Annotated in this window: 32 protein-coding genes; 11 read left to right on the plus strand and 21 right to left on the minus strand. The window is 63.4% G+C overall.

Features of this window, described 5'->3' with window-relative positions:
• Positions 1 to 4 precede the first annotated feature (4 nt).
• Both AAF563_10340 and AAF563_10345 read left to right on the plus strand, forming a co-directional pair.
• Complete coding sequence (locus AAF563_10340; GenBank protein MEM7121665.1) at positions 5 to 550, plus strand: hypothetical protein; 546 nt, start codon at positions 5 to 7, stop codon at positions 548 to 550.
• Complete coding sequence (locus AAF563_10345) at positions 532 to 1,062, plus strand: hypothetical protein (protein ID MEM7121666.1); 531 nt, start codon at positions 532 to 534, stop codon at positions 1,060 to 1,062. Before AAF563_10340 ends, AAF563_10345 begins: the two co-directional genes overlap by 19 nt.
• Before the next feature lie 24 nt (positions 1,063 to 1,086).
• Here AAF563_10345 and AAF563_10350 read toward each other — a convergent pair whose 3' ends face one another.
• The 7 genes from AAF563_10350 to AAF563_10380 are packed head-to-tail and all read right to left on the minus strand — an operon-like array spanning position 1,087 to position 7,494.
• Positions 1,087 to 1,923, minus strand: coding sequence for a TauD/TfdA family dioxygenase (locus AAF563_10350; protein MEM7121667.1), 837 nt, complete (start codon positions 1,921 to 1,923; stop codon positions 1,087 to 1,089).
• 53 nt (positions 1,924 to 1,976) lie between these two features.
• The gene (locus AAF563_10355; protein MEM7121668.1) at positions 1,977 to 3,821 is read right to left on the minus strand and encodes an adenylate/guanylate cyclase domain-containing protein; all 1,845 of its coding nucleotides are present in this window, start codon (positions 3,819 to 3,821) and stop codon (positions 1,977 to 1,979) included.
• Positions 3,822 to 3,846: 25 nt separating this feature from the next.
• A complete protein-coding gene (locus AAF563_10360; GenBank protein MEM7121669.1) occupies positions 3,847 to 4,512 on the minus strand; it encodes a COQ9 family protein in 666 nt (221 codons plus the stop codon).
• A 58-nt stretch (positions 4,513 to 4,570) separates the two neighbouring features.
• Positions 4,571 to 5,134 (minus strand): peptide deformylase, encoded by a 564-nt coding sequence (def, locus tag AAF563_10365; protein ID MEM7121670.1) that lies wholly within the window; start codon positions 5,132 to 5,134, stop codon positions 4,571 to 4,573.
• Positions 5,135 to 5,143: 9 nt separating this feature from the next.
• Entirely contained in the window at positions 5,144 to 6,028 is an 885-nt protein-coding gene (locus AAF563_10370; protein MEM7121671.1) for an MBL fold metallo-hydrolase, read from the minus strand.
• Positions 6,025 to 7,218: a cupin domain-containing protein gene (locus tag AAF563_10375; GenBank protein MEM7121672.1), complete on the minus strand. Its 1,194-nt coding sequence runs from the start codon at positions 7,216 to 7,218 to the stop codon at positions 6,025 to 6,027. Before AAF563_10375 ends, AAF563_10370 begins: the two co-directional genes overlap by 4 nt.
• A gap of 48 nt (positions 7,219 to 7,266) precedes the next feature.
• Positions 7,267 to 7,494, minus strand: coding sequence for a hypothetical protein (locus AAF563_10380; GenBank protein ID MEM7121673.1), 228 nt, complete (start codon positions 7,492 to 7,494; stop codon positions 7,267 to 7,269).
• Between the two features lie 216 nt (positions 7,495 to 7,710).
• Here AAF563_10380 and rpsU point away from each other — a divergent pair, with 216 nt between their 5' ends.
• Positions 7,711 to 7,920, plus strand: coding sequence for a 30S ribosomal protein S21 (gene rpsU, locus AAF563_10385; protein ID MEM7121674.1), 210 nt, complete (start codon positions 7,711 to 7,713; stop codon positions 7,918 to 7,920).
• Between the two features lie 69 nt (positions 7,921 to 7,989).
• On the opposite strand, the gene AAF563_10390 is transcribed toward rpsU, so the two are convergent.
• From AAF563_10390 to AAF563_10400, 3 genes are read right to left on the minus strand one after another with little or no spacing between them, the layout of a single operon-like run.
• Positions 7,990 to 9,381: an NAD(P)(+) transhydrogenase (Re/Si-specific) subunit beta gene (locus AAF563_10390; GenBank protein MEM7121675.1), complete on the minus strand. Its 1,392-nt coding sequence runs from the start codon at positions 9,379 to 9,381 to the stop codon at positions 7,990 to 7,992.
• 9 nt (positions 9,382 to 9,390) lie between these two features.
• Positions 9,391 to 9,687: an NAD(P) transhydrogenase subunit alpha gene (locus tag AAF563_10395; protein MEM7121676.1), complete on the minus strand. Its 297-nt coding sequence runs from the start codon at positions 9,685 to 9,687 to the stop codon at positions 9,391 to 9,393.
• 3 nt (positions 9,688 to 9,690) lie between these two features.
• A complete protein-coding gene (locus tag AAF563_10400) occupies positions 9,691 to 10,848 on the minus strand; it encodes a Re/Si-specific NAD(P)(+) transhydrogenase subunit alpha (GenBank protein MEM7121677.1) in 1,158 nt (385 codons plus the stop codon).
• Between the two features lie 159 nt (positions 10,849 to 11,007).
• On the opposite strand from AAF563_10400, the gene AAF563_10405 reads away from it, so the two are divergent.
• The 4 genes from AAF563_10405 (at position 11,008) to AAF563_10420 (ending at position 13,594) form a co-directional block, all read left to right on the plus strand.
• Positions 11,008 to 11,391, plus strand: a complete 384-nt coding sequence (locus AAF563_10405) for a metalloregulator ArsR/SmtB family transcription factor (GenBank protein ID MEM7121678.1) — start codon at positions 11,008 to 11,010, stop codon at positions 11,389 to 11,391.
• Complete coding sequence (locus tag AAF563_10410; GenBank protein ID MEM7121679.1) at positions 11,388 to 11,834, plus strand: SRPBCC domain-containing protein; 447 nt, start codon at positions 11,388 to 11,390, stop codon at positions 11,832 to 11,834. The genes AAF563_10405 and AAF563_10410 overlap by 4 nt, the downstream gene beginning before the upstream one ends.
• A 16-nt stretch (positions 11,835 to 11,850) precedes the next feature.
• Complete coding sequence (locus AAF563_10415; GenBank protein MEM7121680.1) at positions 11,851 to 12,480, plus strand: glutathione S-transferase family protein; 630 nt, start codon at positions 11,851 to 11,853, stop codon at positions 12,478 to 12,480.
• 271 nt (positions 12,481 to 12,751) lie between these two features.
• Positions 12,752 to 13,594, plus strand: coding sequence for a universal stress protein (locus AAF563_10420; protein MEM7121681.1), 843 nt, complete (start codon positions 12,752 to 12,754; stop codon positions 13,592 to 13,594).
• A 767-nt stretch (positions 13,595 to 14,361) separates the two neighbouring features.
• Here the strand turns inward: AAF563_10420 and AAF563_10425 are convergent.
• Positions 14,362 to 14,889, minus strand: coding sequence for a nuclear transport factor 2 family protein (locus AAF563_10425; GenBank protein MEM7121682.1), 528 nt, complete (start codon positions 14,887 to 14,889; stop codon positions 14,362 to 14,364).
• Between the two features lie 181 nt (positions 14,890 to 15,070).
• On the opposite strand from AAF563_10425, the gene AAF563_10430 reads away from it, so the two are divergent.
• Positions 15,071 to 15,664, plus strand: coding sequence for a TetR/AcrR family transcriptional regulator (locus AAF563_10430; GenBank protein ID MEM7121683.1), 594 nt, complete (start codon positions 15,071 to 15,073; stop codon positions 15,662 to 15,664).
• A 142-nt stretch (positions 15,665 to 15,806) separates the two neighbouring features.
• On the opposite strand, the gene AAF563_10435 is transcribed toward AAF563_10430, so the two are convergent.
• Positions 15,807 to 16,514: a DNA alkylation repair protein gene (locus AAF563_10435; GenBank protein MEM7121684.1), complete on the minus strand. Its 708-nt coding sequence runs from the start codon at positions 16,512 to 16,514 to the stop codon at positions 15,807 to 15,809.
• A gap of 16 nt (positions 16,515 to 16,530) precedes the next feature.
• On the minus strand, positions 16,531 to 17,427 hold the full coding sequence (locus AAF563_10440; protein ID MEM7121685.1) for a CehA/McbA family metallohydrolase: 897 nt from the start codon (positions 17,425 to 17,427) through the stop codon (positions 16,531 to 16,533).
• 204 nt (positions 17,428 to 17,631) lie between these two features.
• Here AAF563_10440 and AAF563_10445 point away from each other — a divergent pair, with 204 nt between their 5' ends.
• The 3 genes from AAF563_10445 to AAF563_10455 all read left to right on the plus strand — a co-directional run bounded on the left by AAF563_10445 (position 17,632) and on the right by AAF563_10455 (position 20,284).
• Entirely contained in the window at positions 17,632 to 18,447 is an 816-nt protein-coding gene (locus AAF563_10445; GenBank protein MEM7121686.1) for a GNAT family N-acetyltransferase, read from the plus strand.
• 409 nt (positions 18,448 to 18,856) lie between these two features.
• Complete coding sequence (locus AAF563_10450) at positions 18,857 to 19,636, plus strand: aldo/keto reductase (protein ID MEM7121687.1); 780 nt, start codon at positions 18,857 to 18,859, stop codon at positions 19,634 to 19,636.
• A 6-nt stretch (positions 19,637 to 19,642) separates the two neighbouring features.
• Entirely contained in the window at positions 19,643 to 20,284 is a 642-nt protein-coding gene (locus AAF563_10455; GenBank protein ID MEM7121688.1) for a DUF6064 family protein, read from the plus strand.
• On the opposite strand, the gene AAF563_10460 is transcribed toward AAF563_10455, so the two are convergent.
• The 8 genes from AAF563_10460 to AAF563_10495 all read right to left on the minus strand — a co-directional run bounded on the left by AAF563_10460 (position 20,285) and on the right by AAF563_10495 (position 25,806).
• Positions 20,285 to 21,730: an amidase family protein gene (locus AAF563_10460; GenBank protein MEM7121689.1), complete on the minus strand. Its 1,446-nt coding sequence runs from the start codon at positions 21,728 to 21,730 to the stop codon at positions 20,285 to 20,287.
• A gap of 58 nt (positions 21,731 to 21,788) precedes the next feature.
• The gene (locus AAF563_10465; protein MEM7121690.1) at positions 21,789 to 22,475 is read right to left on the minus strand and encodes a glutathione S-transferase family protein; all 687 of its coding nucleotides are present in this window, start codon (positions 22,473 to 22,475) and stop codon (positions 21,789 to 21,791) included.
• Positions 22,476 to 22,499: 24 nt separating this feature from the next.
• Complete coding sequence (locus AAF563_10470; protein MEM7121691.1) at positions 22,500 to 22,916, minus strand: VOC family protein; 417 nt, start codon at positions 22,914 to 22,916, stop codon at positions 22,500 to 22,502.
• A 13-nt stretch (positions 22,917 to 22,929) separates the two neighbouring features.
• Positions 22,930 to 23,283, minus strand: coding sequence for a metalloregulator ArsR/SmtB family transcription factor (locus AAF563_10475; GenBank protein ID MEM7121692.1), 354 nt, complete (start codon positions 23,281 to 23,283; stop codon positions 22,930 to 22,932).
• Positions 23,284 to 23,359: 76 nt separating this feature from the next.
• Complete coding sequence (locus AAF563_10480; protein ID MEM7121693.1) at positions 23,360 to 23,725, minus strand: hypothetical protein; 366 nt, start codon at positions 23,723 to 23,725, stop codon at positions 23,360 to 23,362.
• 75 nt (positions 23,726 to 23,800) lie between these two features.
• Positions 23,801 to 24,481 carry a carbonic anhydrase gene (locus tag AAF563_10485; protein MEM7121694.1) on the minus strand — a complete coding sequence of 227 codons (681 nt, stop codon included), beginning with the start codon at positions 24,479 to 24,481 and terminating at the stop codon, positions 23,801 to 23,803.
• Positions 24,482 to 24,515: 34 nt separating this feature from the next.
• The gene (locus AAF563_10490) at positions 24,516 to 24,827 is read right to left on the minus strand and encodes a transcriptional regulator (GenBank protein MEM7121695.1); all 312 of its coding nucleotides are present in this window, start codon (positions 24,825 to 24,827) and stop codon (positions 24,516 to 24,518) included.
• A gap of 4 nt (positions 24,828 to 24,831) precedes the next feature.
• A complete protein-coding gene (locus AAF563_10495) occupies positions 24,832 to 25,806 on the minus strand; it encodes a sodium-dependent bicarbonate transport family permease (GenBank protein MEM7121696.1) in 975 nt (324 codons plus the stop codon).
• Positions 25,807 to 25,908 lie beyond the last annotated feature (102 nt).

Consider the following 25,908-nt stretch of genomic DNA (forward strand, 5'->3'; position numbering starts at 1 on the left):
CCCGATGACCCGTGACCTGCAAGCAGCGGCAACCGCCGTTGTGCTAGTTCTTGCCGCCAGCTCTGTCCTGGCGGACGATGCCGATGCTGTTCGCGCCGAGTTGCTGGCGATGGACGCCCTAAACGGCGACTTCGAAGATGACGAGGCTCATGCCCGCGTCGCGTCCGGCTTCGACCCCGACGATCCTTGTGTTCTGGTATCGACAACGACGTTTCTGAGGCAACCCGAGCGGCCGGAGGACGCCGTCATCCTCATCATGGTGTGGGACGTTCTGGAGGTCACCTTCGACTTTTCCGCAGCGACATTGCTGAATGTCGCAGTCCACAACGCATGCTCAGACGCGGTCGCCCAGTGCGAGGCGACAGCCATGCTGAACTTTGACGGTCCGGCTGCTCACTACCGGGTCGGCGGCGGAGACTATGCGCCTTTGAAGAACAAGAAGCCTGAACCATCGGAGTTCTTTGCCCTCAACTTCCAGAACGCCGAGGAGGCCGCGCGCGCCCGCGACCTGTTCCTGGAACTGGCGGCCGCATGCGGGCCACAGCCGTGAGCGGCGACGGCGTGCTTGTCACCGGCGTCTATGGCACCGGTAAGACATCGGTCGTCGAGGAGATGGCGGGCATCATGGAAGCGGCCGGTCTGAACTATGGCGCGATCGACCTGGATTGGCTCAGGTGGTTCGATGCCGATATCGACGAGGCGCGGTATCAGACGATCTTCCTGGCCAACGTCACGTCCATCACCACGGCTTATCTGGATGCCGGCGTCGAGCGGTTCGCGCTGGCCGGCGCGATCGCCGATCAGGCGGCTCTGGCGGCGCTTCGCGAGGCCCTGCCCTTCCCCGTGCGTGTGGTGCGGCTGACACTGCCGTTGGAAGAGATTGCCGCGCGGCTAGGCAGCGCGGTCACGGCCGAACGCGCCGATGATCTGCGCGTCGCCGCCGAGTGGCTCGCCAAGGGCATCGGCCGCGATATCGAGGACATTGCCGTCACCAACGACAAGCCGGTCCGTGAGACGGCCCTGGAGGTGCTTGGTTGGCTGGACTGGATGCCGTCGCCCTGACGCGTGCCGGACCGCACGTCAGGCTTACGCGATCGGCACGCCCTCGATCGTGACGCGATGCATGACGCGGCGTTCGCCGGGATAGTCGTTTATCGCCTTGTGCCAGGTCGCGCGATTGTCCCAGATGCCGAGCGTGCCGGGCGTCCAGCGCACGCGGCAGGTGAACTCCGGCTGGGCGCAGTGCTCGTAGAGCTGGTTCAGGAGCGGCGCCGACTCATCAGCCGTCCAACCGTCGATATGGGTGGTGAACGTGCGGTTGACGTAAATGCCGCGCCGCCCTGATAGCGGATGGGTGATGACGACGGAATGCAGCGCATCCTGGGTCGCGTCCCCAGCATTCTGATACTTGCCCGGCTCTTCGCCGTCCTGCTGCCTGCCGCGCTCGCTGTCGACGCCGAAGACGTGGCGCGAGGAATGCCACGCCTTCAGGCCGTCGAGCATGTCCCGGAACCCGTCCGACAATGCCATGTAGGCCGCGTGCATGGAGGCGAATGCCGTATCACCACCGGTTTGCGGCGTCTCGCGTGCATAAAGCAGCGAACCCATGGCCGGCACCTGGTCATAGGAATGATCGGTGTGCCACTCCTCACCCGTCGCCCGGGTCTCGTGCGGTTCCTTGATCACGGTGGCGATTTCGGGATGGCCCTCGAGCGGCTGGAAGAACCGGTTGACGTTGATCTCGCCCCAACGGCGCGCGAACGCCAAATGATCATCGGGTGTCAGGTCGAGATCGCGGATCGCAACCACCGAATGGTCGACGAACGCCTGATGGATCGCCTCGAAGTGGTCCTCGCGCGCGAGATCCGCGCCAAAGATCTCAGCGCCGATAGCTGGCGTCAGCGGTTTAACATCAGGGCTCATGTCGCTGCCTCACGCGGCCGTTGGTCGGCGGGCAGCATAGACCAAGCAACACCCTACGCTCCAGCGCCGCGCACACCGACCAAGCGGAATAGCACGGTCGGCTGGTTGCGGCCGCGCAGGGTGGTCGGACCGAGCGGTTCGGTCACGAAATCATCAGCGGTCGCGGCGAGGGTCTCTTCGGTCACCAGGATCGTCACGTCACCTTGCATGTGCTGGCGCCCGGCGGCCTCGACACGGCTTGCAACGTTTACCGCATCGCCGATGGCCGTATAGTTGATGCGGCTTTCGGCGCCGATGTCACCGACGATCGCATCGCCCGTGTGGATACCGATGCGCACCTGGATCGCCGGTTCGCCACGTTCTCCGCATGTCCGGTTATAGCTCGACAGCGCCTGCTGGATGGCCAAGGCTGCCCGGCACGCCCGGTCGGCATGATCGACCTGTTCCTCAGGCGCGCTCCAAAAAGCGAGCAGGCCGTCGCCGATATACTTGTCGATGGTGCCGCCTTCGTCATCGATGCACGCGCCGATGCGCGCGAAGTGATCGTTCAAGAGTGCCGCCGTCGCCTGGGGCGTCATGGCCTCGGCCATCCGCGAGAAACCGACGATGTCGATGAAGAGGATCGTCAGTTGCCGCTGGTCGGCATCGATTGATTCGCGTCCCTCGCGCACGATCATCTCGACAAGGCGCTTGGGCACGTAACGTTCGAAGACGCGCAAGCCGGCGAACATGCCATCGAACGCCTTGGCAGCGCGATCCAGTTCGACGATGCGGCTGTCAGTGAGTGGTTTGTAGGCGTCGAGGTCGAGATGCTGGATCGCGGTCGCGTTGTCGGTCAACTGACGGAACGGACGCGCCATGCGCCGGCCGAGCAAGCCGCCGATGCCGATAAACAGAAACAGCATGCCAACAGCAATGCCGAGCACCCACCAGAACTGCCGGACCTCCGTGCCTTCGGTCGACGAGTCATAATGAAAACCGATGAGCCAGGGCGTGTCGCCATAGTCCGATGTCTCGACATAGACGAAGACTTGCCACTCGCCGGCCTCATAGAAGTAATGGCCTTGTCCGATGTTCATGCTGGCCTGCGAGATCACCGGACTTATGTCGGGCCGCCAAATCTGGCGAAAGCGGTCGTCGCCGATGCTGTCAATTGTCGCCATGGGCTGTTCGAGGGACGGCGCAAACGTGCCTTCCGTCAGCTTGGGATGCGCGATGATATCCTCGCGTCCGTGCAACACGAAAACGGTCTGGCCCAGACTGGCGGAGAGTTCCTTGGCGTAACCTGAGAGCGCGAAGAGATCGACGCCCGCGAAGAGAATGCCGAGGAAGCGATCACCCTGCCAGACGGCCTCGCGGCGCACGATGATGGTGCGTCCGACATTGGGACTGTACAACGGCTCGCTCCAGCCCAAGGCCTCGCCGTCCGGGCCTCGCGCCTCCGCCTCGCGCATCGCCGCGACGACCTCCGGACGTTCTGAGAGGTCGTTGATGAAGACGGCGCCATCGGACCGGTCGACCCGGACCGAACTGGCGTCGGGCCGCATGAAGGCAATGGACGTAACCTGCTCTGTCGCTGCCAAGGCGGCCTCAAGAGCAAAGGCGAGTTGCACATCGTCACCAGCCTGGACATCGCCGTCGGCGATGTGGTCACGCACATAGACCAGCTGGCCGTCAACAATCGAAAGATGGTCGTCGACGCGCGCCATGATCGCGCCCAGCGCCAGATCTGATTCGTCCGCGAGACCCTCGATCAGATCCAGGCGCGCGCTCACCTGCGTCAGGGCGAGCACCGTGCCGACAGAGACCAGGACGATCAGTCCCAGAACGATTGAGAACAGCGACGCAATCGGCAGGCGCCAGCGTCTGGGTGCGGTATCCGTGGCGGGTGAAGTCAACCGCGCGGTCTTCAACCGGCCGGCGTCAGGCTCGCCGGCCCCTGAGCCGGGTGAAGAACCCTTCGACGAGGCGGTCCGGGTTGGGCAGGACCTTTTCCAGTCGGAAGCGCGCCTTCTGGATGCTCATGACGTTGCCGATGCGTCGGTCGAGGAAGGCCCAGGTGTCGGCGAAGCCCTCCGACTTGTCGTTGATCCAGTAGAGCAGCGTCGAGGAGTAGACGCCGGCCAGCAGCATGCGCTTGGTGTAGAAGTTGATGTCCGTCGCGTCGTCGCCGGCGGCGCGCCACATGAGATCGACCGTGCGGTAGAGACCGCGGATCGTGCCCGGCCCGTTCTGTGGCATCACCTGGAGAGACAGCGCGCGGCGCACGGCTTCGCGGTGCGGCGCATGCAGTTCCAGGCGCACGCGCACGGCAGTCGCGATGCGATCGCGGATCCGCATGGCCGGCAGGTCGCGCCGCTCCAGTTCTTCGACCATGAGCCGATCGGCCTCGGCAACGAACAGGCCGACCATCTCGTCGGCGCCGCCAGGGAAGAGCCGGCGGATCTCGGCGAGGTCGAAGCCCAGATCGTCACCGCCGGCGCGCATCGCCGTCATGGTCCAGCCGTCGAAGGCAACATGCGGCAAGGTCGCCGCCAGCAGATCGCGGCGCAGCGTTTCGCGCGAGGACTTTGTCTTCGTGGTTGTCATCGCCTCTTCTCCTTGGGCCGATCCAACGCTTGTTCGCGCGCGCCGGCCCGATGGTTCACTATTGCGCGGCGTCGTCGGCGGTCATGCCGGCGCCGGCGGTCTCACCATCGGAATCGCGCGGCGCATACCAACGCCATTCGCTTTCAAAGATCAACTGTTTCAAGTCGCTCATGCGCTGCGGATAGAGAATGCCGTCCAGGTGATCGAACTCGTGCTGCACGACAACCGCGTGCATGCCGGTCACCGTGCGGTCGATCGTTTCGCCCTCTGGCGTCACGCCGGTGTAACGCACCTTGGGCGCACGCGGTACCAGCCCGCGCATCTCCGGCACCGAAAGACAGCCTTCCCAACCGTCGACCCGCTCGTCGCTCAAGAATTCCCAGACCGGATTGACGATCGCCGTGACACCTTCGTATTCGGGATCCTCAGGCGTGATGAAGACAGCGACACGCACCGGTACATGAACCTGCGGCGCGGCAAGGCCGCGGCCACCCGCATCGTGCATGGTCTCGATCATGTCGTCGACCAGGCGGCGCACACCGGGCAGCGTGGGGTCGGGCACCTCCTCGGCACGGCGGTTCAAGACCGGATGCCCCATGCGGGCGATTTTGAGAATAGGCACGCGTTGCTCCTAGTTGTGCACGAGGTCGGAACCAGAATACCGGAATCCGAAGCCGCCGCCGCGGCCCGTGATGTGACCGATCGAGGGCAGCGGGAAATGCTGGGTCATGACGAGCACGTCGCGTTCGCAGTAGGTGTCCAGAAAACGGCGGCGCGTCACACCACCCAAAGCCGGATCGAAGTCGAAGTCGGGCGACCATTCGGGATGCGGCAGCTGCATCGGGCAATGGATGAGATCCCCGGTCATAACACCGTCGGCGCCGTTCGAGCTAAGGCGAAAGGCGACGTGACCAGCGGTGTGACCAGGCGTCGGTTCAAGCCAGATGTTGTCGTCCAGTTGATGGTCCATGTCGACGATCACCGCCTGGCCAGACTCGATGACCGGCAGCACGCTTTCCTCATAGACCTTGTCTTCGCCGCCGGCCTCGGCCGCGGCGGCATCCAGTTCGGTGCGCGCGAAGACGTACTTGGCGTTCGGGAAGGTCGGCGCCCAGCGCCCGTCAAGCAGCTTGGTGTTCCAGCCGACGTGGTCGTAATGCATGTGGCTGCACATGACGATGTCGACCTCCTCGGGCTGAACCCCGGCCGCCGCGAGCTTAAGCAGCAACGGCGATCCCTCAACCATGTGGGCATCGGGCGCGCTGGGGATGGTCTTGTGGTTGCCGATACAGGTATCGAGCAGGATCGTGTGATGGCCGGTCCTGACCAGATAGGTCTGGACCGGCATGATCAGTTCGCCCGATTGCGGGCAGATGGCGGTGGGTTCAAGCCAGGCGCGATAGGGCGCAAGCGCATCCGGCACCGCGTCGGGAAAGTCGCGGTGGGGCAAGCCTGCCAGGTCGATCCGCTCGACAACTGCCTGGACCTCAATGTCGCCAATGGCGAACGTGGTCATGATTTGACGGCTAGCAACCCTTCTCTCACGAGCCGGCGAACCAGGACGAGCCGGCCCTTTTCATCAAGTCCGCCTGGTATGTCCGCTACCTTATAACTCGGGGTTGATGCCGCAAAGCGCAAGGACTCTTCGGCAAAAGCCGGGAACGCGACCTCCGCGCCGTGGTAGAGCAGCACCACCTGGTCGTCGCGCAACTCGATCTCGTAAAGCGCGGTTGCGCGGGGTTCGACCAAGGTCTCCTGGTCGATCTCTTCAAGCGCGGCAAGCTGCGTCAGCTGGCCTTCCAGGATCGGCCGGCGACTCTGCACGAACGTCTTCTCGATCTTGTCCCAGGCATTCGAAAGTGCGCCCGACTGGCGCAGCCGCTCCACGACATCCTCGAACAGCGCTTCCTTGCCGCGACTGTCGGCGAACGGCAGGGCGCGGCGGAACGTGGCGTCCTGGCGCACAAGATCGTCGACCGCCTGAATCAACAGGTCCTTCCAGGTGTAGGACAGAATACCAAGCGTGACGTGCAGCGAGGTCTCCTCGGTCGCTTCGGCCTCGTGTACGACGCCGCGCGGAATATAGAGGGTATCACCCGTCTTGAGTTCGAAGGTGCGGACCGGCTCCATCTCCGCATAGTCCGGCGGGTTGGGCTTTTCATCCTTCAGCGGCAGCTCGCGGCCTTTGTCGTAGAGCCGCCACGTCTTGCTGCCGCCGGTCTGCAGGACAATGACGTCGTGGGTATCGTAGTGGCGCTTCAGCCCCTGGGCGCGCTCACTTTGGCGGCCGTGGCGGCTGCCCGGCGTCAGGTAGACATTGGCCTGGGCGGGCTGGCGCAGCTCCTGCTCGATGCCCCGGCACAGATGCCTTAAGGGCGGCCACTTGCCGTCGAGGCGTTCGAACACCACGCTGGCGCCGGCGCCGAACAACGCGAAGACCTTGGCCACGTCGACTTCGCGGCCGGACATGAAGTCCTCGTTCTTGACCGGCTCTTCGCTATCGACGACGCGCATGTCGTCGCGCCGGAAGGTTAGTTCCGACAGCAAGGTGTCGATGTTGTCGAGACTCAGGACGTCGGCGAAATAGCCGGGTTCGTTACGCTGAACCACGAGGGGTTCGCGTTCCCAGTAATCGCTGGCAAATGCGGTCTCATCGGCGGGCGCGATAAGACGGGCAAGGGCACCATGCCCCGGTTCGTTTTTCATACTGATTTATCGGAGGTTGGCGGCGGCCGAAGCCGCCGCCAGCAATCGTCAACTGCCGTCGCCGTCGCTTTCCTCTTCCGAATCATCACTGGATTCGGAGCTATCGTCGCTGGCTTCGCTGCTGTCATCGCTTTCTTCCGAATCATCGGCGAAAGCCTGGCTGGAAGCCAAGGTTCCAACGCCCAAGACGACGGCGGCAAGACCGATCGCCTGGCGGCGCGTCACGATTTCCTCGTCGTCGAGGGTCAGTGTCGCGTCGTCATCAACCTTTTTCATACACTCCTCCCACAATAGGATGCGAATGACTATCATCCGCACGGGGCGACTATAGACGGGTCCGAAGACGGCGGGCAACAAAGATTCATGCCGGAAAGCCGCCGGCGAGCGCTTCACAACCCGATATTGCTGTGATAGAAGCCGCCTCCCAATTGACTTGAGCCGAATCGGCCCCAAAAGGGGCCCTCGACGACGCCGACGTTAAGGAGACGACCCATCGTTCAAGTAAGTGTCCGCGACAACAATGTCGACCAGGCCCTGCGCGCGCTGAAGAAGAAGATGCAGCGCGAGGGTGTCTACCGCGAAATGAAGCTGCGCCGCCACTTCGAGAAGCCATCGGAGAAGCGCAAGCGCGAGCAGGCCGAGGCCGTGCGCCGCCAGCGCAAGCTGGCCAGGAAGCGTGCCCAGCGCGAAGGCGCCGATTAACTAGTTAGATAGAGTTAGCGTTCAAGGGCGGTGCGCTCCGGCGCAGCCGCCCTTTTTGCTGCCCAATCGTCAGCCCAACGACTTGACGATGTCCTCGACCATCTTCTTGGCATCGGCGAACAGCATCATGGTGTTGTCGCGGTAGAAGAGCGGGTTGTCGATGCCGGCGTAACCGGGCGAGAGCGAACGCTTGACGACCAGCACCGTGTTCGATTTTTCCGCATCCAGGATCGGCATGCCGGCGATCGGGCTCGACGGGTCGGTCTTGGCCAGCGGATTGCAGACGTCGTTGGCACCGATGACGAAGGCGACGTCGGCGGTGGCGAACTGGCTGTTGATCTCCTCCAGTTCGAACACCTCGTCATAGGGCACGCTGGCCTCGGCCAGAAGCACGTTCATGTGGCCGGGCATGCGGCCGGCGACCGGGTGAATCGCATAGGCGACGTCGACGCCCGCCTCCTTCAAAAGATCGGCCATTTCGCGCACCGCGTGCTGGGCCTGCGCCACAGCCATGCCGTAGCCCGGCACGATGATGACCTTGCTGGCGTTCTGCATGATGAAGGCGGCGTCATCGGCGCTGCCCTGCTTCACCGTGCGATCGCCGAGATCAGCGCCGGGCGCGGCCCCCTCGCCGCCGAAACCGCCCAGAATGACGTTGAAGAACGAGCGGTTCATGCCCTTGCACATGATGTAGCTGAGGATCGCGCCGGACGAACCGACCAGCGCGCCGGTGATGATCAGAAGCTCGTTTTCCAGCGTGAAGCCGATGCCAGCGGCCGCCCAGCCGGAATAGCTGTTCAGCATGGAGACGACGACCGGCATGTCGGCGCCGCCGATCGGGATGATCAAGGTGACGCCGATGACGAAGGCAAGGATCGCGATCAGCCAGAAGGCCAGTTCGCCCTGGCCTTGGGCAAACCAGACGCCGAGCGCGATGATCACGATGCCGATGGCGAGGTTCAGCATGTGCTGGCCGGGGAAGACGACCGGCGAACCGGACACCAGGCCCTGCAGCTTGGTGAATGCGATGACCGAGCCGGAGAACGTGATCGCGCCGATCGCCATGCCGAGCGCCATCTCGATACGGCTGGCGAGCTTGATCGTGCCGTCGGCGCCGACGATGTTGTACGCCTCCGGCGCGTAGAGTGCGGCGGCGGCGACCAGGACGGCGGCCATGCCGACCAGGCTGTGGAATGCCGCCACCAGCTGCGGCATCGCCGTCATCTGGATCTTCAGCGCGATAACGACGCCGATCGCGCCACCGATCACCAGGCCGGCGATGATCCAGGTGTAGGAGACGACCTCCGGGTTCAGGACCGTCGTCACGACGGCGATCACCATGCCGATGATGCCGATGATGTTGCCGCGCCTGGACGACGTCGGCGACGACAGGCCTTTCAGCGCCAGGATGAAGCAGATCGCTGCGATCAGATAGGCGATCGCGGAGAGGTTGGCTGACATGTCCCGGCCCTAGCGCTGCTTCTTCTTGAACATCTGCAGCATGCGCTGCGTCACCGTGAAGCCGCCGAATATGTTGACGGCGGCGAGCGTCACCGCGACGAACCCCAGGATCTTGGAGAGGTTCATGTCAGCGGGCCCGACGGCGATCAGCGCGCCGACGATGATGACGCTGGAGATCGCGTTGGTGACCGCCATCAGCGGCGTGTGCAGCGCCGGCGTCACGCTCCAGACCACGTAGTAGCCGACGAAGATCGCCAGCACGAAGACGGTCAGGCGGAAGACGAAGGGATCGACCGCAGCTTCCATTGTTCATTCTCCCCCTTGCGCGGCAGTCAGCGACGGATGAACGAGTTCGCCATCGCGCATGGCGCAGGCGCCGGCAATGACCTCGTCTTCCCAATCGATGGCAATGGCGCCCTGGTCGGCATCGACCATGGGCGACAGAAAGTTCAGCAGGTTGCGCGCGTAAAGCGCCGACGCGTCGGCCGCAAGCCGCGCGGCGACGTTGGCGAAACCGACGATGGTGACGCCGCCGGCCTGCACGACCTGATCATATTCGGTGAGCTCGCAGTTGCCGCCGCCCTCGGCCGCAAGATCGACGATGACCGAACCGTTCTTCATATCAGCGACCATCTGAGCGGTGATCAGCTTGGGCGATGGCTTGCCTGGGATCTGGGCAGTGGTGATGCAGATATCGTTCTTCTTCAAGGCCTCGTGGATAGCCTCGGCCTGGCGGCGTTTGTAGTCCTCGCCCATTTCCTTGGCGTAACCGCCGGAGGTCTCGGCATCGGCGGCACCCTCGACCTCGACGAAGCTGGCACCCAGGCTCTCGACCTGTTCCTTGACGGCGGGCCGCACGTCGAACGCGGAGACGACGCCGCCCAACCGGCGCGCGGTTGCGATCGCCTGCAAGCCGGCGACACCGGCGCCCAGGATCAGAACCTTGGCGGGCGCAACGGTACCGGCGGCCGTCATCATCATCGGCATGACATGTTTGTAATAGATGCCGGCGTCCAGGACCGCCTTGTAACCGGCGAGGTTCGCCTGGGACGACAAGGCATCCATCGACTGCGCGCGACTGATGCGCGGCACCAGTTCCATGGCGAAGACGGTGAGATGGCGCTCGGCATAACCGGAGAACTGGCCGGTCTCGACCAGCGGATTGAGGAGGCCGATCAGGATCGCGCTCGCCGGGATCAGGGCCAACTCATCGATGCCGCCATCGGCAAGCGTCATCGGCCGTTGGACCTTCAGGACGACGTTGGCACCGGCAAGCGTCTCACCGGCATCGGCGGCGATTTGAGCGCCTGCATCGGCGAAGGCCTGATCGGCCATGCCAGCGCCCTCGCCCGCACCGGTCTCAATCGCGATCTCGAACCCCAAACCGGCCAGTTTTTTCACCACGTCCGGAGACGCCGCCACGCGGGTCTCGCCCGCCCGGCGCTCCTTGATAATCGCGACTTTCATGCCTTCCCCGGTCCGCCCTCGTCCGTGTTGCGCTGCACCATGACGGATGGGCCGGGGTTTGTGAAGCCCCTCCTGGGGGCGGAAATCCTACGAAATCGGGAGACCGCGCGGCCATGGCGAGGCGCTTGACGTCGCCACGCGACGTAGTAATTTAACCAAATGGTTAATCAACAACAGGACGAGCTTTCGTCTGCTTTTCACGCGCTGGCCGACCCGACGCGCCGCGCCATACTGGCCCGTCTGGCGCAAGGCGAAGCACCGGTCGGCGAACTGGCGCGGCCGTTTGCCATGTCGGCGCCAGCGATCACCAAACATCTGAAGGTGCTTGAGCGCGCCGGCCTGGTTCGCCGCCGCGTCGAGGGCCGCGTGCACCATTGCCGGCTGGAGGCCGGCCCGTTGACCCACGCCCAAGGCTGGATCGAAGAACACCGCGCGATCTGGGAACGCCAGTTCGATCGCCTGGCCCGCTACCTCGAGCGCACGACAGATAACGACGACGGCCATCAAACCGACACGACAAACGAGGAGGATCCAAAGTCATGAACGCGCCACAGGTGAACACCGAAAGCTTGACCATGCGCCGCCGGTTCAAGGCGCCACGGGAGCGCGTCTTCAACGCCTTCACCGATCTGGAAGCCTTGCGCGCATGGTGGGGACCGGAAGGCATGGACCTGCCGGAAGCGTCGCTGGACCTGAAGGTCGGCGGCGCTTACGACTTTCATATGCGCAATTCGGAAGGCGGCATTCATCGCGTCCACGGCACCTATGTCGAGATCGACGAACCGGAACGCCTGGTCTTCACCTGGCAATGGGTACGCGACGAGCCGACGGCGGAAATGCTGGTCACGCTCACCTTTCACGACCTGGACGGTGAAACGGAGTTGGAGCTGTTTCAGGAAAGGATGCCGGACGCCGACTCCGTCGCCGCCCATCAAGGCGGCTGGACCAGCAGCTTCAACTGCCTCGAACAGTACCTGGCTGGATAGGGAGAACAGATAGTTCATGGCCGATCTCATTCTTTACGGCGCACCACTCAGCAACTTCGTGCGCACCGCCCGCATCGCCTGTCACGAGAAGGGTGTCGACTACGATCTGGAATCAGACATCGAGCTCGGTGGTGACGAGCACAGGGCGCGCCACCCCTTCGGCCTGATCCCCGCCATGCGCCACGGCGATGTCCGGCTGTTCGAGACGCTCGCCATCGCGACCTATGTCGACCGCGCCTTCGACGGCCCTGCTCTGGTGCCCGCCGACGCGCTGGGCGCGGCGCGCACCATGCAGTGGGTCAGCGCCTTCAACGACTTCGTCGTGCGCCATCTGGGCCGCGCCGTCATCTTCGAGCGTCTGGCCAAACCCCATTTCGGCATGGAGACCGACGAAGCACGTATCGCCGCCGCCATGCCACAGGTCGAGCGGATCATGGACGTCTATGCCGACACGCTCGCCGACGCGCCCTATTTCGGCGGAGACGCGGCGACGCTGGCGGATTTCTTCATTATCGCCCAGATGTTCTATGCGGCGATCTGCCCGGAGACCGAACAGATGATCGCCGGCAAACCGGCCATCACCGCGTGGATGGACCGCATGAACGAACGCGACAGCGTCCAGGCGACGGTACCGGACTTCGGCTAGAGCTTTTTTCGCTCTGACGGCATCACCAGCCCGCTCCCCCTCCTCTGGGGCAAAACGCCGAGAGGCGTTTTCGCCGAGGCGACCCCGAGGATGCCGCCATGGGTGGCCGGGAGGGGCAGCGGGCTGGCACCGTTTCCGTGAAAACGGGAATCTTGCAGAGCAACCAGACAGCCTTCTGCCTAGGTCGTCATTCGGATGAGAAATCCGGGCGGGCCTGCTATATGGGTTCCAAGGTGGCGCATCGGAACCTGGAGCAACGGAGCCCCGTCGAATGATCAAACGCGTGCTGGTCGGCGTCTGCCAATCGCCGGCCCAGAACGACATGGCATCCCTGGCCGTCACAATCGCCCAGAACGCCGGCGCTAGCGTCACGGGCCTCGCCGTGGTCGATGCCGACCGCATCGCGCCCGTGTCACCGGCAGTGACCGGCGTCTACTCGTCGCAAATCAAACAGCGCGAGAGCGAGCTGGCGGCCGCGCGCGATCAGGCGGACGTCCACATGGCGCCGCTGCGCAAGGCGGTCGAGGCAGCGGGCGTGCCGTTCCATGAAATGAAACTGGAAGGCGACAGCGCCGACGTGCTGCAGGACGCCTGGCGCTTCCAGGACCTCTTTTTGATGGCCAACCGTCCGTGGCCACCCGGTGAGCGCACGGCCATGCAGGTGACGGCGGTGTTGCGCCTGATCGCCAGCGGTGTTCGCCCGGTCATCGCCGTCCCGCCAGGCGCGGCGGCCGCGCCCAAGACCGTCATGGTCGCGATGTCCGGCTCGCTGGAATGCGCGAAGTCGATGAAGAACCTCTTACAGATGAACATCTGGCCCGAGGCGGCGCTGCACCTGGTGACCTCGGCGCCGGTCAAAACGGGCGAGCCGGCCGAGCAGCTTCTGGAGCACGCAGCCGAGTTCGCCCAGTCCTATGGCCGCCAGACATCGACCGAGATCATCGAACGCCCGGCCGACCGCACCGGCGCCCTGCTCGGCGCCGCCGAGGAGGTTGGCGCGGAAGCGATTGTCATCGGCTCAAGCTACAAACGCTTCCTGGCCGTGCAACGCTTCGGCAGTCACGCGCAAGAACTGCTGCAACGCTTCCCCGGCGCGGTGTTCGTCTCGCACTAGGAGCACCTTCTGCGCGCTAACGCGGCGGCAAAGTCTGCTTGGAAGAGTTGCGGGGACGTTTCGCCATCGTTCCAGCTTGGCTGAAACCGGGCTGATTTCCCCATCAGATGATCGAGTCTGCATACTCCATCCTCAACTTCTTCTCGGGGTTCAGACTATAGCAATTGATGATCCACTGTTAGCTCACCGGTCGGTGGGTCTCAGCCTTACTCCAATGCCACACGAACATTTGCTACGCGGGACATAGCGGTCCTTGCGAACTTCGATGTATGCGCGTGCTTTTCCCAACCGGAAGAGCCGAGACCTACGCCTGCACTCCAAAACCCTTTGCCTCTCTAAGTCTGCGCGTAAGGCAACTTGTGCTGCTCCAGATCGAACTGCTTCACCATGGCTTCGCTTGGCGGCCCCACGGCAACGGTCTGTTTTAGATCAACGGTGGCCGTCCACTCCTGCAAGAGAGGTGCAGTGTTTTGGGTGTTTGATCCGAGGACAACCTCATCGGACTATCGCTCGATATGGCAGAATGAGCCATTAGCGTGGCGGTGAGTTTCGTAGACAGTGGTGCCATCTCCTATCGCTGAGAATTGACGCTGTTCGGCGTTGACTTCTTCAAAGTGAGGCCGTCTGTCGTCCGGAACAACGAAGATTATGACGAGGTTGAGGTGGGTGGTGTTCATTCGTTTTCTTCGAGGTGCCATAGAGGCCAACATCCGTGGCACCGCTTAGCTCACGACGGCGATGCGGCGCTATTGGAACTGGGACTCAACTCAGTTCGAGGGTGGGAAAGACTCAAACTCTTGGACAAGGTACTCGACGTTGACCTTGTTTACTTTCCAACCGGCATCGGTTCTGGTGACACCGAATTCATAGTTCACCCAACGATAGCCGCGCAGCATACCGCCGTCTTCGGTGTATTGCCCTGCAGGGGTGTTCTCAAGCACGATCACGCCTTTGCTGTAGACATCAGCATTGTCAGCATCATTGAAGTAAATGCGTTCATTTGACGTCACGTGATGGATGACAATCCGCTCTGCAGATTCATAGAAGCCTCTCCACCGTGCCAGAATTTCGTCCTCTGTCTTCATCACCGACGGGGCGTTTACAGGCTCTCCAATCGTAGTTTCGAGTTCTGGCTCCAAGAGGTCTGCGACGACGTCCCATTTCGCAGTGTCCACGGCGAGCGTCAGGTTAGTGACGACCCGTTGAATCTCGAGAACATCGACAATGTTCTCAGAGGTGATGGGCTGGCCCAGAGATTTATCCTCTTCGGCGAAAGCTGGCGCGGCTGTGGTCATGAGAGCAGCAGTGCATAGAGCAGTGATTGAGCGCATAGCATTCTTCCTTTGATCAAAGTTGCTACCGACAGATCATCGGATCTGAGGGTATACTTTTGTAAACACGCTGTTTACTTATTGACGAGAGAATAGATTGTAAACAGCCTTTTTACATTTTTCCTCGCTCAACGAAGGAAAAGACGTGAAACTAACTGATAAGAAACGCAAAAATATTCTCGCAGCAGCGGTAAGAGAGTTTCAGGAACACGGCTTTCGAGGGGCAAAGACGACCCGCATTGCCAGCAATGCGGGTGTTTCGAGTCGCACGCTCTACAAACACTTCGACAGCAAAGAAGCTCTGTTTAAGGAAATCTCAGAGGCGATGATCAAGAAGAAGGGTGCCATCGGTCATGCTCCTTTTGATCCCGAACGCGATCTGAAAGAGCAATTGGAAGAATTGGTCACCGAATATGTCGAGAAGCTGACAGAGCCGGATACAATCGCAATCACACGGATGGTGACCGCCGAAATGCTGATCGATCAAGAACGGTCGAAAGCCTATGTCGCAGAAATCGCGAAGTTCCAAAACCCCGTCACTCGGTTAATCGCAGAAGCAATGGAGGCGGGGGCTATTCGCGCCGGGGATGCGCACTATGCGTCACGGCAGTTGCACGGCCTCATCAGAGAGTTCTTCTACGCGCCAGAGTTCATGTTTGGCTCAAAACAAAACACAGATGGTGTAATGTCGGACTGCTTGGACATGTTCTTGGAGCACTATGCAGTGAGCCGCAAATAGCTTTCAGGCAACAAGACGATAACGCTAGTCCTGCCGTTCGTGCATTGTGCAGCATTGGTAAATTTGGGCTCAATCCGGACCTTCGATACAACCGCACCGAATGGCGTCCGTCCGATCCGTGCAGCGACCTGAGCGATTTGGTCTAATCAAATGGTCTTCCGATGGCGCATTTGGTGCCCAAACGTCCCTGAACGGCGTCGCTGGTCAGTTCGCGGCGGGCGTTTCGGCCGATCCAGCGGGCGGTCTTATTGTCCATGGCGATGAGGCCTTCGGCGAGTGCCAGGGCTTTCGCGTTGAGCGCGGCGTTGCGCTTGCCGATCTGGCGCAGCGACCAGTTGACGGCTTTCTTGACGAAGTTGCGCTCGTCGGTGGCGGCGCCGCGGATGAGCGGCAGATAGGCCAGAAAAACCTTGTCGGGCGCCTTCTTGTCATGCACGGAGAGCGTCGCGATCAGCGCGAAGCCAGCGCGGCGCACGAAGGTTTCCTTGCGCCTGCACCACGCTTTCGCCTTGGCGTGCGCGAAGGGCGTCTTGCGCAACAGGCCCATGCAAAGCTGGTCGCAGACATCCCAGGAATCGACGTCGACGACCCAGCGCTCGGCCTGATCCTCGTCGACCTGCTTGGGATCGTCGACCAGGACGGCCAGGATGCGGGCTTCGTGGATGCCGCTTTGCCACAGCGCCTCGGCAAGCCCGTGGTCGCGGCCCAGTCCCCTAGCGATTTCACGCAGGTCGGCGACGGAAATGCCGAGGGTGCCCTCGGGGTTGATGCCGAAGCGCGCCATGCCCGCGACGTTCTCGGCGTTGCGCATCGCCCTCAGGCGATCGAGGACGGCCGCGACATCCGTCATGCCGGCGGTGCCGTGATTAGTCGCGCCAGATCGGGTTCGACCAGGCGCGCCTACCGGCCTTGTCGGCGACCGTGACGCGGAACCAGCTGTCCTTCAGCCGTTTCAGCGGCAAGGTCGCCTGCTCCATGTCATCGCCCATGACCATGGCCGACTTCGAGCCCCGGCCCTGCAGCGAGATGACCGCGGCGGGCGAGCAGCGGATCGTGACCTCGTCCTCGTCAACGTCGACGCCGTGGATCTCCGGGCCCTGGCTTGAGTAGTAGCGCCCCGCCTTCAACGATTCAGTCAGCGCATCGGGGTCCAGTTCCTCGGCGTGCACCATGACCCAGCCGCCGAGCCAGTCATGGGTCAATTGATGGGCGTCGTCGGTGGCGTAGCCGCTGAGCCGCCAGCCCTCGTTCAACAGCACGTCCAGAAACGGCCAGTCATGGCCGCGATCGACCTCGATGGCGCTGCCGTGGTTGTAGATCTCGATCGCGTGGGCGTTCGGGATCTGGCGCGCGTCGTTGTGGGTCAGCCCGTACCAGGACGGGTGGACGATGCCGACAAAGGCGCCGGCCTGAAAAGCGCGCTCGGCAAGCTCCGGCCCTGTCTCGTCAGGCTTGTTGGGTTCGAAATCGAGCGGCAGGCCGATGCCGTGGACATGCCAGATCTCGTCGACCTCGGTACGCGGCGCGTGAAGCTCCGCGGCGATGATGGTGGTGAAGTCCTTGGTGCGGTAATCGCGGGTGTCGGACACGGGATAGCCGTAGCACTCCATGAAATGGTCGGAGAGCGCCAGGAAGTCGTAACCGGCATCGCGGTAGGCCGCGCATACCTTGTCCGGCGCGTGGACGCCGTCGGAGTTGGTCGAGTGGGTGTGGAGGTTGCCCTTGTAGAACTGGCCCGGCCGGCCGAATGGCAGATTGAGCATGGTCGGCAAAATCCCCGCTGAAGCCGATGGTCGCCGCTGCGATATGGCAGCATGTTGTGACAATTCCAACCATGGCAACACAAAATATTGGCGATGCATCCGATCCCAGGTCTGTGCCAGGCATCGCACGCGGCGAAATCGGCGACATTGCGCGCAGGATCGATATGCTGCGCCACCATCGAAGCTGCTGACGACGGTTAAGCCATGCCTCTTCTCGCCGCCGCGCCCATGACACAACGCCTGCGTTTCGACCGCTTCCGTGAGAGTGACGCCGACGACCTGGCCGCCATCCTGGCCGACCCGGAAGTGACCCGGCACATCACCGCCAACGGATCATCGAGCGAACGTTGCGCGGCGACGGCGCAAAACCGCATCGCCTGGCACAACAGCACGTGGGACGAGAAGGGCTATGGTGTGTGGGCGCTTCGTGTTCGCGACGAGACGGTCGCCGCTCCCGACAGGGTGATCGGCTGGTGCGGTTTCGTGCCGCCGGATATCGACGCGCAGGAACCGGAGATCCTCTATGGCCTGGCGCGCGACGTCTGGGGCGTGGGTCTGGGCCAGGAAGCCGCACGCGCGGCCATCGATTGGTTGTTCGAGACGACATCGCTGGCCGGAGCCTCGGCGATCATCTCGACCAAACTCAACCCCGCCTCGGTCAACGTGGTGACGAAACTGGGCATGACCGTGCGCGGCACGCTCGCCTACACCAACTTTCTGTCACCAGGGCCGCTAGCGCGTGACGTTCTGGACTATGAACTCTGGCGGCTCGGCGATGGTCCCGCCGACGACAACGACACCCTGATCTTTCAAACCTGCTTTCGCATCGGTCAGTTGATGGCCGTCAACGACGTCGATCCCGATGCGATGGAAGCAGACTTGGCGGCAAAGGCGGCGCTACGCAGCGACGGCGACACCCAAGGTGGCGACGCCGCGCGCGCCGCGTTTCGCGCCGGCTTGGAAACGCCATGGATGGACTGGTTCTATCTCGATCGCGAGCGGCTGGTGCCTGCCATTTGAGTCGCTAATGGCAAAACCGTGCCGGCCGCAACCTGCTCAAAGGTGGCATGTCACGCATACTCCCTCTTGATTATCGACAAGCCGGTCCTGGCGGAGAACGATAAGGGCAAGATTTCGGCTGGCTCTCGGCGGGATTTACAACCGTCATCCGGACCGGAACAGAGCGCGTAAATGTGAACAGGAATTGCAGCTGAGCACGGTGGCAACACCATCGCGTGCACCCAAATGCACGGGGTAGAGGCTCGGATTGCGGAGGAAAAACATGGCGTTAAGCCGGCGAGACCTACTCGCATCGGCTGGCGGAGCGACATTGGGGGCGACGTTGCCTGGGCGTCTGTCGTGGGCTGGCGGTGAAGACCAGCTGACGCGCGTCATCCCCAGCTCTGGCCAGGAACTGCCGGTGATCGGCATGGGAAGCTGGATCACCTTTAATGTCGGAGACGACGAAAACCTGCGCGACGAGCGCGCCCAGGTGCTGCAACGCTTCTTTGATCTGGGCGGCGCGATGGTCGATTCATCGCCCATGTACGGTACCGCCCAGGAAGTGATCGGCTATTGCCTGGATCACACGGTGAACAACGAAAACCTGTTCTCCGCGACCAAGGTCTGGACGCTGCTGCAGTCCGACGGTCCGGCCCAGATGGCCGAGGCGCGCCAGCTTTGGGGCGTCGACAGCTTCGATCTGATCCAGGTCCACAATCTCGTCAACTGGGAGGGTCACATGGAGACCCTGCTGGAGGACCGGGCCCGAGGCGAACTGAAGTACATCGGCATCACCACGTCTCACGGCCGCCGCCATGAGGAGTTCGAGGAGATCCTCGAGACCCAGCCGATCGACTTCATTCAATTGACCTATAACATCATGCAGCGCCAGGCCGAGCAGCGCCTGTTGCCGCTGGCTGCCGAGCGCGGCGTTGCCGTGGTCGCCAACCGGCCGTTCCAGGGCGGGACGCTGTTCGAGATGTTCGGCGAGCAGCCTCTGCCCGAATGGGCCGGCGAGCTCGGCGTCGAAAACTGGGCACAGTTCTTCCTGAAGTTCATCGTCTCGCACCCCGCGATCACCTGCGCGATCCCCGCGACCTCCCGGGTCGACCACATGGACGAGAACATGGGCGCGCTCTATGGCGTGCTGCCAGATGCGGCGACACGTCAGCGGATGGTCGACTATGTGGAGAGCCTGTCGATCTAGCGGACGATGCTGCCGTTCGACGCCGACACACTGATCAGTCTCTATGGGCAGGTGAACCGGGCGCTATGGCCGGCGCAGCTGGCCGTCTTCGTTCTGGCCGCCGCGTTGGTCGCCCTTCCCTTCAAGCCGTTCGCGCAGGCCGGACGCCTGGCTGGCCTGGTCCTTGCCGGCGGCTGGCTCACCTGCGGCGTGGTCTTTCACCTCGGCTACTTCGCGCCACTCAACTTCGCGGCGCCGATCTATGGCTGGTGCTTCGTCGCCCAGGCCCTGTTGCTGCTGTGGACCCTCGCCCTGCGCGGCAACGTCTGGTTCCTTTGGGACGGCAGTTTCTATGGCTGGGCGGGCCTGATCTTGGCGCTCGTGGCGCTGCTTGTCGCGCCTCTGGCCACGGGACTGTTCGGCGACGGCTTGGCGGCGGCCGAACTGCCTGGCCTGATGCCCGATCCGACCGCCCTCTTCACGCTCGCGCTTTTGCTCCTCGTGCGCGCCCGCGCGCCATGGCACCTGATCGTGCTGCCTTGCCTTTGGTGTCTGGTCGCCATGGCGACGGGCTGGATCCTGGAGGCACCCTCCTTGATGATCCTGCCCGCCGCAGGCGTTCTGGCCACCCTTTTGCTGATCGCCAAGAACCGGCGGGCTGCCGTGTGATCAAGTGCTGGCGACGTGGACCGGCGGGCGGCGATCGCGCCACGGCGCCGCGACCTCGAGCGCACCGGCCAGACGCAGCAGAAGATCCTCCGCGCCGAAGCGCGCGACGAAATGCACGCCGACCGGAAGACCGTCCGCCGTCCAGTGCAACGGCAAACTGATGGCCGGCTGGCCGGTCATGTTGATCAGTGGCGTGTAGCAGAAGTAACCCATGAGGCGATCCATGATCGCCTGCATGTCCTCGCCCGCGTGGTTTAGATCAACCGTGCCGAGGGGCGCCGGCGGACGCGCAATGGTCGGCGTCATCAACACATCGTAGGTGTCAAAGAAACCCGCCATTTGGCGGCTGATCGTGTTGACCCGGTCAAGCGCCAGGATGAGGTCGGTGGCGCTCATGCCAAGACCGCGCTCGTACATGGCGAGCACGTTGGGTTCGACGGTCGTGTCGTCGATGGGCCGTCCGGTCTCCGCCGCGACTGCGCCCAGCATGGCCGGTTTGGCCGAACACCAGAGATCGGCGAAGGTCGTGAAGTAGCTTTCGAAGCTGATCGCGGGGCTCGCCTCTTCGACCTTGTTGCCCATGCTTTCGAGCAGCGTCCCCGTCTTCTGCACCGCTTCGACGACTTGGGGATCGGGTGCATAGGGTCCCCAAGGCTGGGTCGACATGCCGATCCTGAGCGTCCTGGTCGGCGCGCCGACTTCCTGAACATAGGGACGAAAGGGCGGCGCGATCACAAATGCCTCACCCGGCGCCGGACCGTGCATGGCGTCGAGCAGTCCGGCGGTGTCACGCACGCTGCGCGTCATGCCAAGTTCGATGGGAAGCGGCGACACCAGAACTGAGCCGCCGGGCGCCTTCGTCACCCGACCGCGTGACGGTTTAAGGCCGACAAGGCCGCAGGCGCTGGCCGGGATGCGCAGCGACCCGCCGCCATCGCCGCCGCTGGCCATCGGCACCACGCCCGCCGCGATGATCGCCGAGGAGCCACCGCTGGATCCGCCGGAACTGTGGCCGGTGTTCCACGGGTTGCATGTCGCGCCGGTCAGAACGGATTCCGTGGTGCCGGTCGCGCCAAACTCAGGCGTCGTCGTGCGTCCCAACGACACCAAGCCGGCGTCGCGGACGCGGCGCATCGTCTCCGTATCGTCGCGCGCGACGAAGCCCGCGGCCAGGCGGCTGCCCGACTCTCGCGTGCGGCCGGCTTCCGCGCAACCGAGATCCTTGATGAAGTAGGGAACGCCGCGAAACGAGCCGTCGGGCACCGCGTCGGCCTCGATGCCGCCGCGCCGGTCCTCGAAGATCTCGATGACGGCGTTAAGGTCAGGATTGACCGCCTCCGCGCCCGCGACCGCCAGCCGCTGCAACTCGCCCGCCGTCACCTCACCATCGCGCACCAGCCGCGCCAGACCGGTCGCGTCATAGGACGCGTACTCCGCAAGATTCATACCGTACTCCTGGTTGACCGGCGCCAGGCTAACACGGTCAAGGATGTCCGGAAGCGGCTTATGCGCTGCCGTCTCGCCAATGCGGCGGATAGGCGGCGTCGTAGCCCGGCAGTTCGGTCGTGCGCAAACGCCATGCATCGACGTTGGGATAGCGGTCGCCGAGCGTATCGAAGCCGAGGTCGAGGTGGCGCAGGGTGTCGCGTGCGGCGATGCGCAGGAAGAAGGCGCCATAGGTGTGGGCGACGATGTCGGCGGCGCTCACCGTCTCGCCGGCAAGCCAGGGGCGCTCACCCAAGACGGCTTCGAAGCGGGCGAACTCCGCGTGCAGGTCGCCGGCGGCGGCGCGCATGTCGTCGGCGTGATCGTCGATCGCGCGGGCGAAGGCCGGACCAATGATGCGGTTGGCGTTGGGCTCGATGTGATAGACGGTGGCGAAGACCCAGCGCCAGATCTCTGCCGTCGCCACCGCATCGGCGCCGAACAGCGGGGGATCGGGGAAGCGGGCATCGAGATAGGTCATGATCGCGATGGACTCGGTGAGCGTGACGTCGCCGTCGCGCAGCACCGGCACCTCGCCGCGGTCGTTGAGCGCCAGGTAAGCCGGCGCCTTATGGTCCTTCTGGGAGAACTGAAGCTGGTGCGAGGTATAGGGGATCTGCTTCAGCGCCGCGGTCAGGAGGACGCGCCAGGCAAAGGGGCTGCCACTGCCCCAGTAAACCTCTATGCCCGGCGCGCCGCTGGTCATGTCACAAACCCCTTGCCGCAAGCGTTAGTCGAGGGCCGGGTGACCGGGCTCTACCGGCCTTGTCTTCCAGTGCTCGCTTGCACCGTGGGTCACATAGGTCTCCCAAACGAGACCCGCCGGATCGACGATGCTGGTCTTGTCGGAGATCGCGTAGCAACAGTGGACGCAACCTTCCGCGTCGGCGGTCGGTTCGTTCTGTCGCAGGCGCTGGTCGAGGGCCGAGAACGCGTCCCTGGTGTCAGCCTGGATACCGACGTGGTCCAGACCGGTACGGTCGGGACTGGTGTTGAGGCTGACCGCGAAGTTGATGCGCGGGTCGTCCAGCAGCCATTTGGCATAGTCGTCTCGTGCCGTGGTCGGCGGCGCGTTGAAGAGGTTGCCGTAGAAACGAATGGCTTCGTCCATATCGGGGACGGAAACGTGCATGTGAAGTCGGTACATGGGGGTGCTCCTATCAGCGGGCGCGAGCGGGCTCGCGACGCTTGCTTGATGCGCGGCGTGACGTGGTGTGCGGCGATGCGTGATGCACCTTGCAGCAGTCTTCGGTCAGGAAACGCAGCAGCTGCTCGGTGCCGTCGTGGTTGATCGCATACATGATCTGGCGCTGCTCGCGCCACGAACGCAGCAGTTTCGCCCGTTCGAGCTGGGCCAGGTGGCGCGACACGGTCGAGGCGTTGGCGCCGAGCCTGGCCGCGATTTCGCCGGACGGCAGACCGTGAGGCTCATGCTCGACCAGCAGACGGTAGGCCGCCAGGCGGGTCTCCTGCCCCAGAGCCAACAAGGCGTCGATGGCGTTTTCTGATCTCATATTTGCATAATCGCGCAAATATACATGTGAGTCAACGGCGAGACGTCGCGCCCCTTGCCATCCGATGACTTAACCGTCAGTCCGGGAAGATGTTGAGATAGAGCAGCGGCTCGCCATCGAACGGATCGCCGCCATAGGTGCGCAATGTCAGAGGGAAGCGGCCGGGACGCGAGGCGTCGACGATCATGTCGGCGGGCTCGTGCGGTCCTACTTGAATACCGAGGTTGAACTCTTCCATGTAGACGACCGCGGTTCGATCCGACGTCACCCTGATCACCACCATGCTGCCCACGGTCGTGTCATGGTCGACCTGCCCGCCTGCGGGAACACCCTCTTCGATCGTCAGGTTGACCTGACTGTTGCGGGCCAGCGCGGCATTGATAGGGGCACCGAGCATCACAAAGACGGAAAGGACGATGGCGGCAAATTGCAATTTCGGCACGTTACCTCGCAGTAGATCTGGACTTGGAGCAGGCATTTTCGTCCTCACGGCAGATGGTTGCGCACAGCCCTGACGTCAGCTGGCGTTGACCGGCATGAAGTCACCGGATTCCTTGTCGAGCCAGTGAAGTTCGCCTTCGGCGATCGAGAACCACGCACCGTGCAGTTCCAGACGTCCGGCGTCGATCGCGTCGGTGACAAAGGGGAACGTCGTCAGATGACGAAGCGATTGTTCGACGGCCAAGTGCTCTAGCGTACGTTGGCGTTCGGAGGCGCTGAGATGTTCTCCACACGCGCGCAGCTGGTCGCGCGCCGGCGCGAGCAAGTCGACCCAGGGGCCGATGAACCGGCCCTGCGGCGCGTTCTCAGCCGCGAGTGCTGCCGCCACGCCGCCGCACGACCCATGGCCCATGACGACGATCTCGCTCACACCCAAAACGGTCACGGCAAACTCCAGGGCCGCGGACGTGCCGTGGAACGAGCCGGTCTCCGGATGGTGGAGGTCGCAGGGCGGCACGATGGCGCCGACATTGCGCACGACGAAGAGCTCGCCCGGCGCGGCCGCAAAGATCGTCGCCGGGTCGACCCGGCTGTCGGCGCAGCCGATGATCATGGTGCGCGGCGACTGGCCTTCGGCGAGTTCGCGGAACAACGCCGCCTCCTCGGCGTAGCGCGCCTGGCGAAAACGACGGTAACCGCGAAACAAATGCTCGGGCAGCAACACCGCCTTTGATGGCGGTGCCGTGGTGTTGGTCATGGAGCCCCCCTCGACCCTTCCGCAGACCAGCTTATCAGAAACGTTCCGCGCGCAGCACCTGACAGTCGCTGACGGCGACCACGCCGATATGGCGCTCGACAACCTGGAAGATCGAATCCAGGAGGCCATCGAGCCGGTCGGGCCGGATGACGCAGACGACCTGGACCATGCCACCGGCGCGCCCGACCTGGCCCTCGCTGCTCCAGTGGCCCGAGCGCCCGGAGCCGCCGATGACCGGCAGGATCGAATAGCCGGTCACGCCGGCGGCCTCTATCGCGTCGGTCAGCCGACTCTTCATCGGCGCTTCGATGATGATGGCAACACGTTTGGCATCATGAGTTTCCATGGTGTCAGCCCCCCGTAAAGGCCCGGGCGACGGCCAGATAGATGGGTAGCCCGAGGATCAGGTTGAACGGGAACGTAACCCCCAGCGACAGGGTAAGGTAGACGGCCGGATCGGCTTCCGGCACGGCGACCCGCATGGCGGCCGGGACGGCGATATAGGACGCCGAGGCCGACAGCACCATCAACAACATCACCCCGCCGGTCGAGAGGCCCAACAACACCCCTGCCCCGGCGCCGAACAGCGCGCCAATCAGCGGCATCAGGATACCGAAGAAAAGCAAGCCCGGGGTCATGAGGCGACGGCTTTCCCGCAAGCCACGCCCGGCGATCAGGCCCATGTCGAGCAGGAAGAGGCAAAGCGCGCCTTTGAACGGGGCGACCATGAACGCCTCTATCTCGGCAAGGCCGTCGGGTCCGGTGATCATGCCGATGGCAAAGGCCCCGACCAAAAGCACGATCGAGCCGTTAAGCAGAATTTCGCGCCACAGGGCGCCATCCATACGCGACTTGCCGCCGGAGCTGAGCAGCCAAAGCGCCGAAAGGATCGCCGGCGCCTCCATGGCGGCGGCGACGGCGACCATGAAACCTTCAGCGGCGATGCCCTGGGTTTCCAGGATGGAGCTGCCGGCGACAAACGTGACGATGGAGATCGAGCCGTAGTGCGCGGCGACCACCGCCGCGTTGGTGCGGTCCAACCGCGTCATCGCCCGCAGCAGACCAAAGGCGATGAACGGCAGGCCGGCCGAGAGAATGATGCCGGCGGCGAGTGTCGAGCCGAGGTGAAAATCGATGCCGTGTTCGGCGACGGAAACCCCGCCTTTGAATCCGATGGCAAAAAGCAGATAGATCGAGAGCGCCTTGGCCGCGGCTTCGGGAAAGGTCAACTCGGAGCGCGCGAAGGCGGCGACAACACCCAACACGAATGCCAGGATCAGCGGCGATCCCAAGTTCTCCAACGCCAGCCCGAAAAAACCGTCCACCCAATCCACCCCGTACCTGAGAAGTCCGCCCGCCCCTATGTCGAACTATCGGGGCTTTTGCAACTCGTATCCCAACCGCGAGTGATCTGACGGTATCTTGTG

Source organism: Pseudomonadota bacterium, assembly GCA_039028155.1.
GTDB lineage: Bacteria > Pseudomonadota > Alphaproteobacteria > SP197 > SP197 > JANQGO01.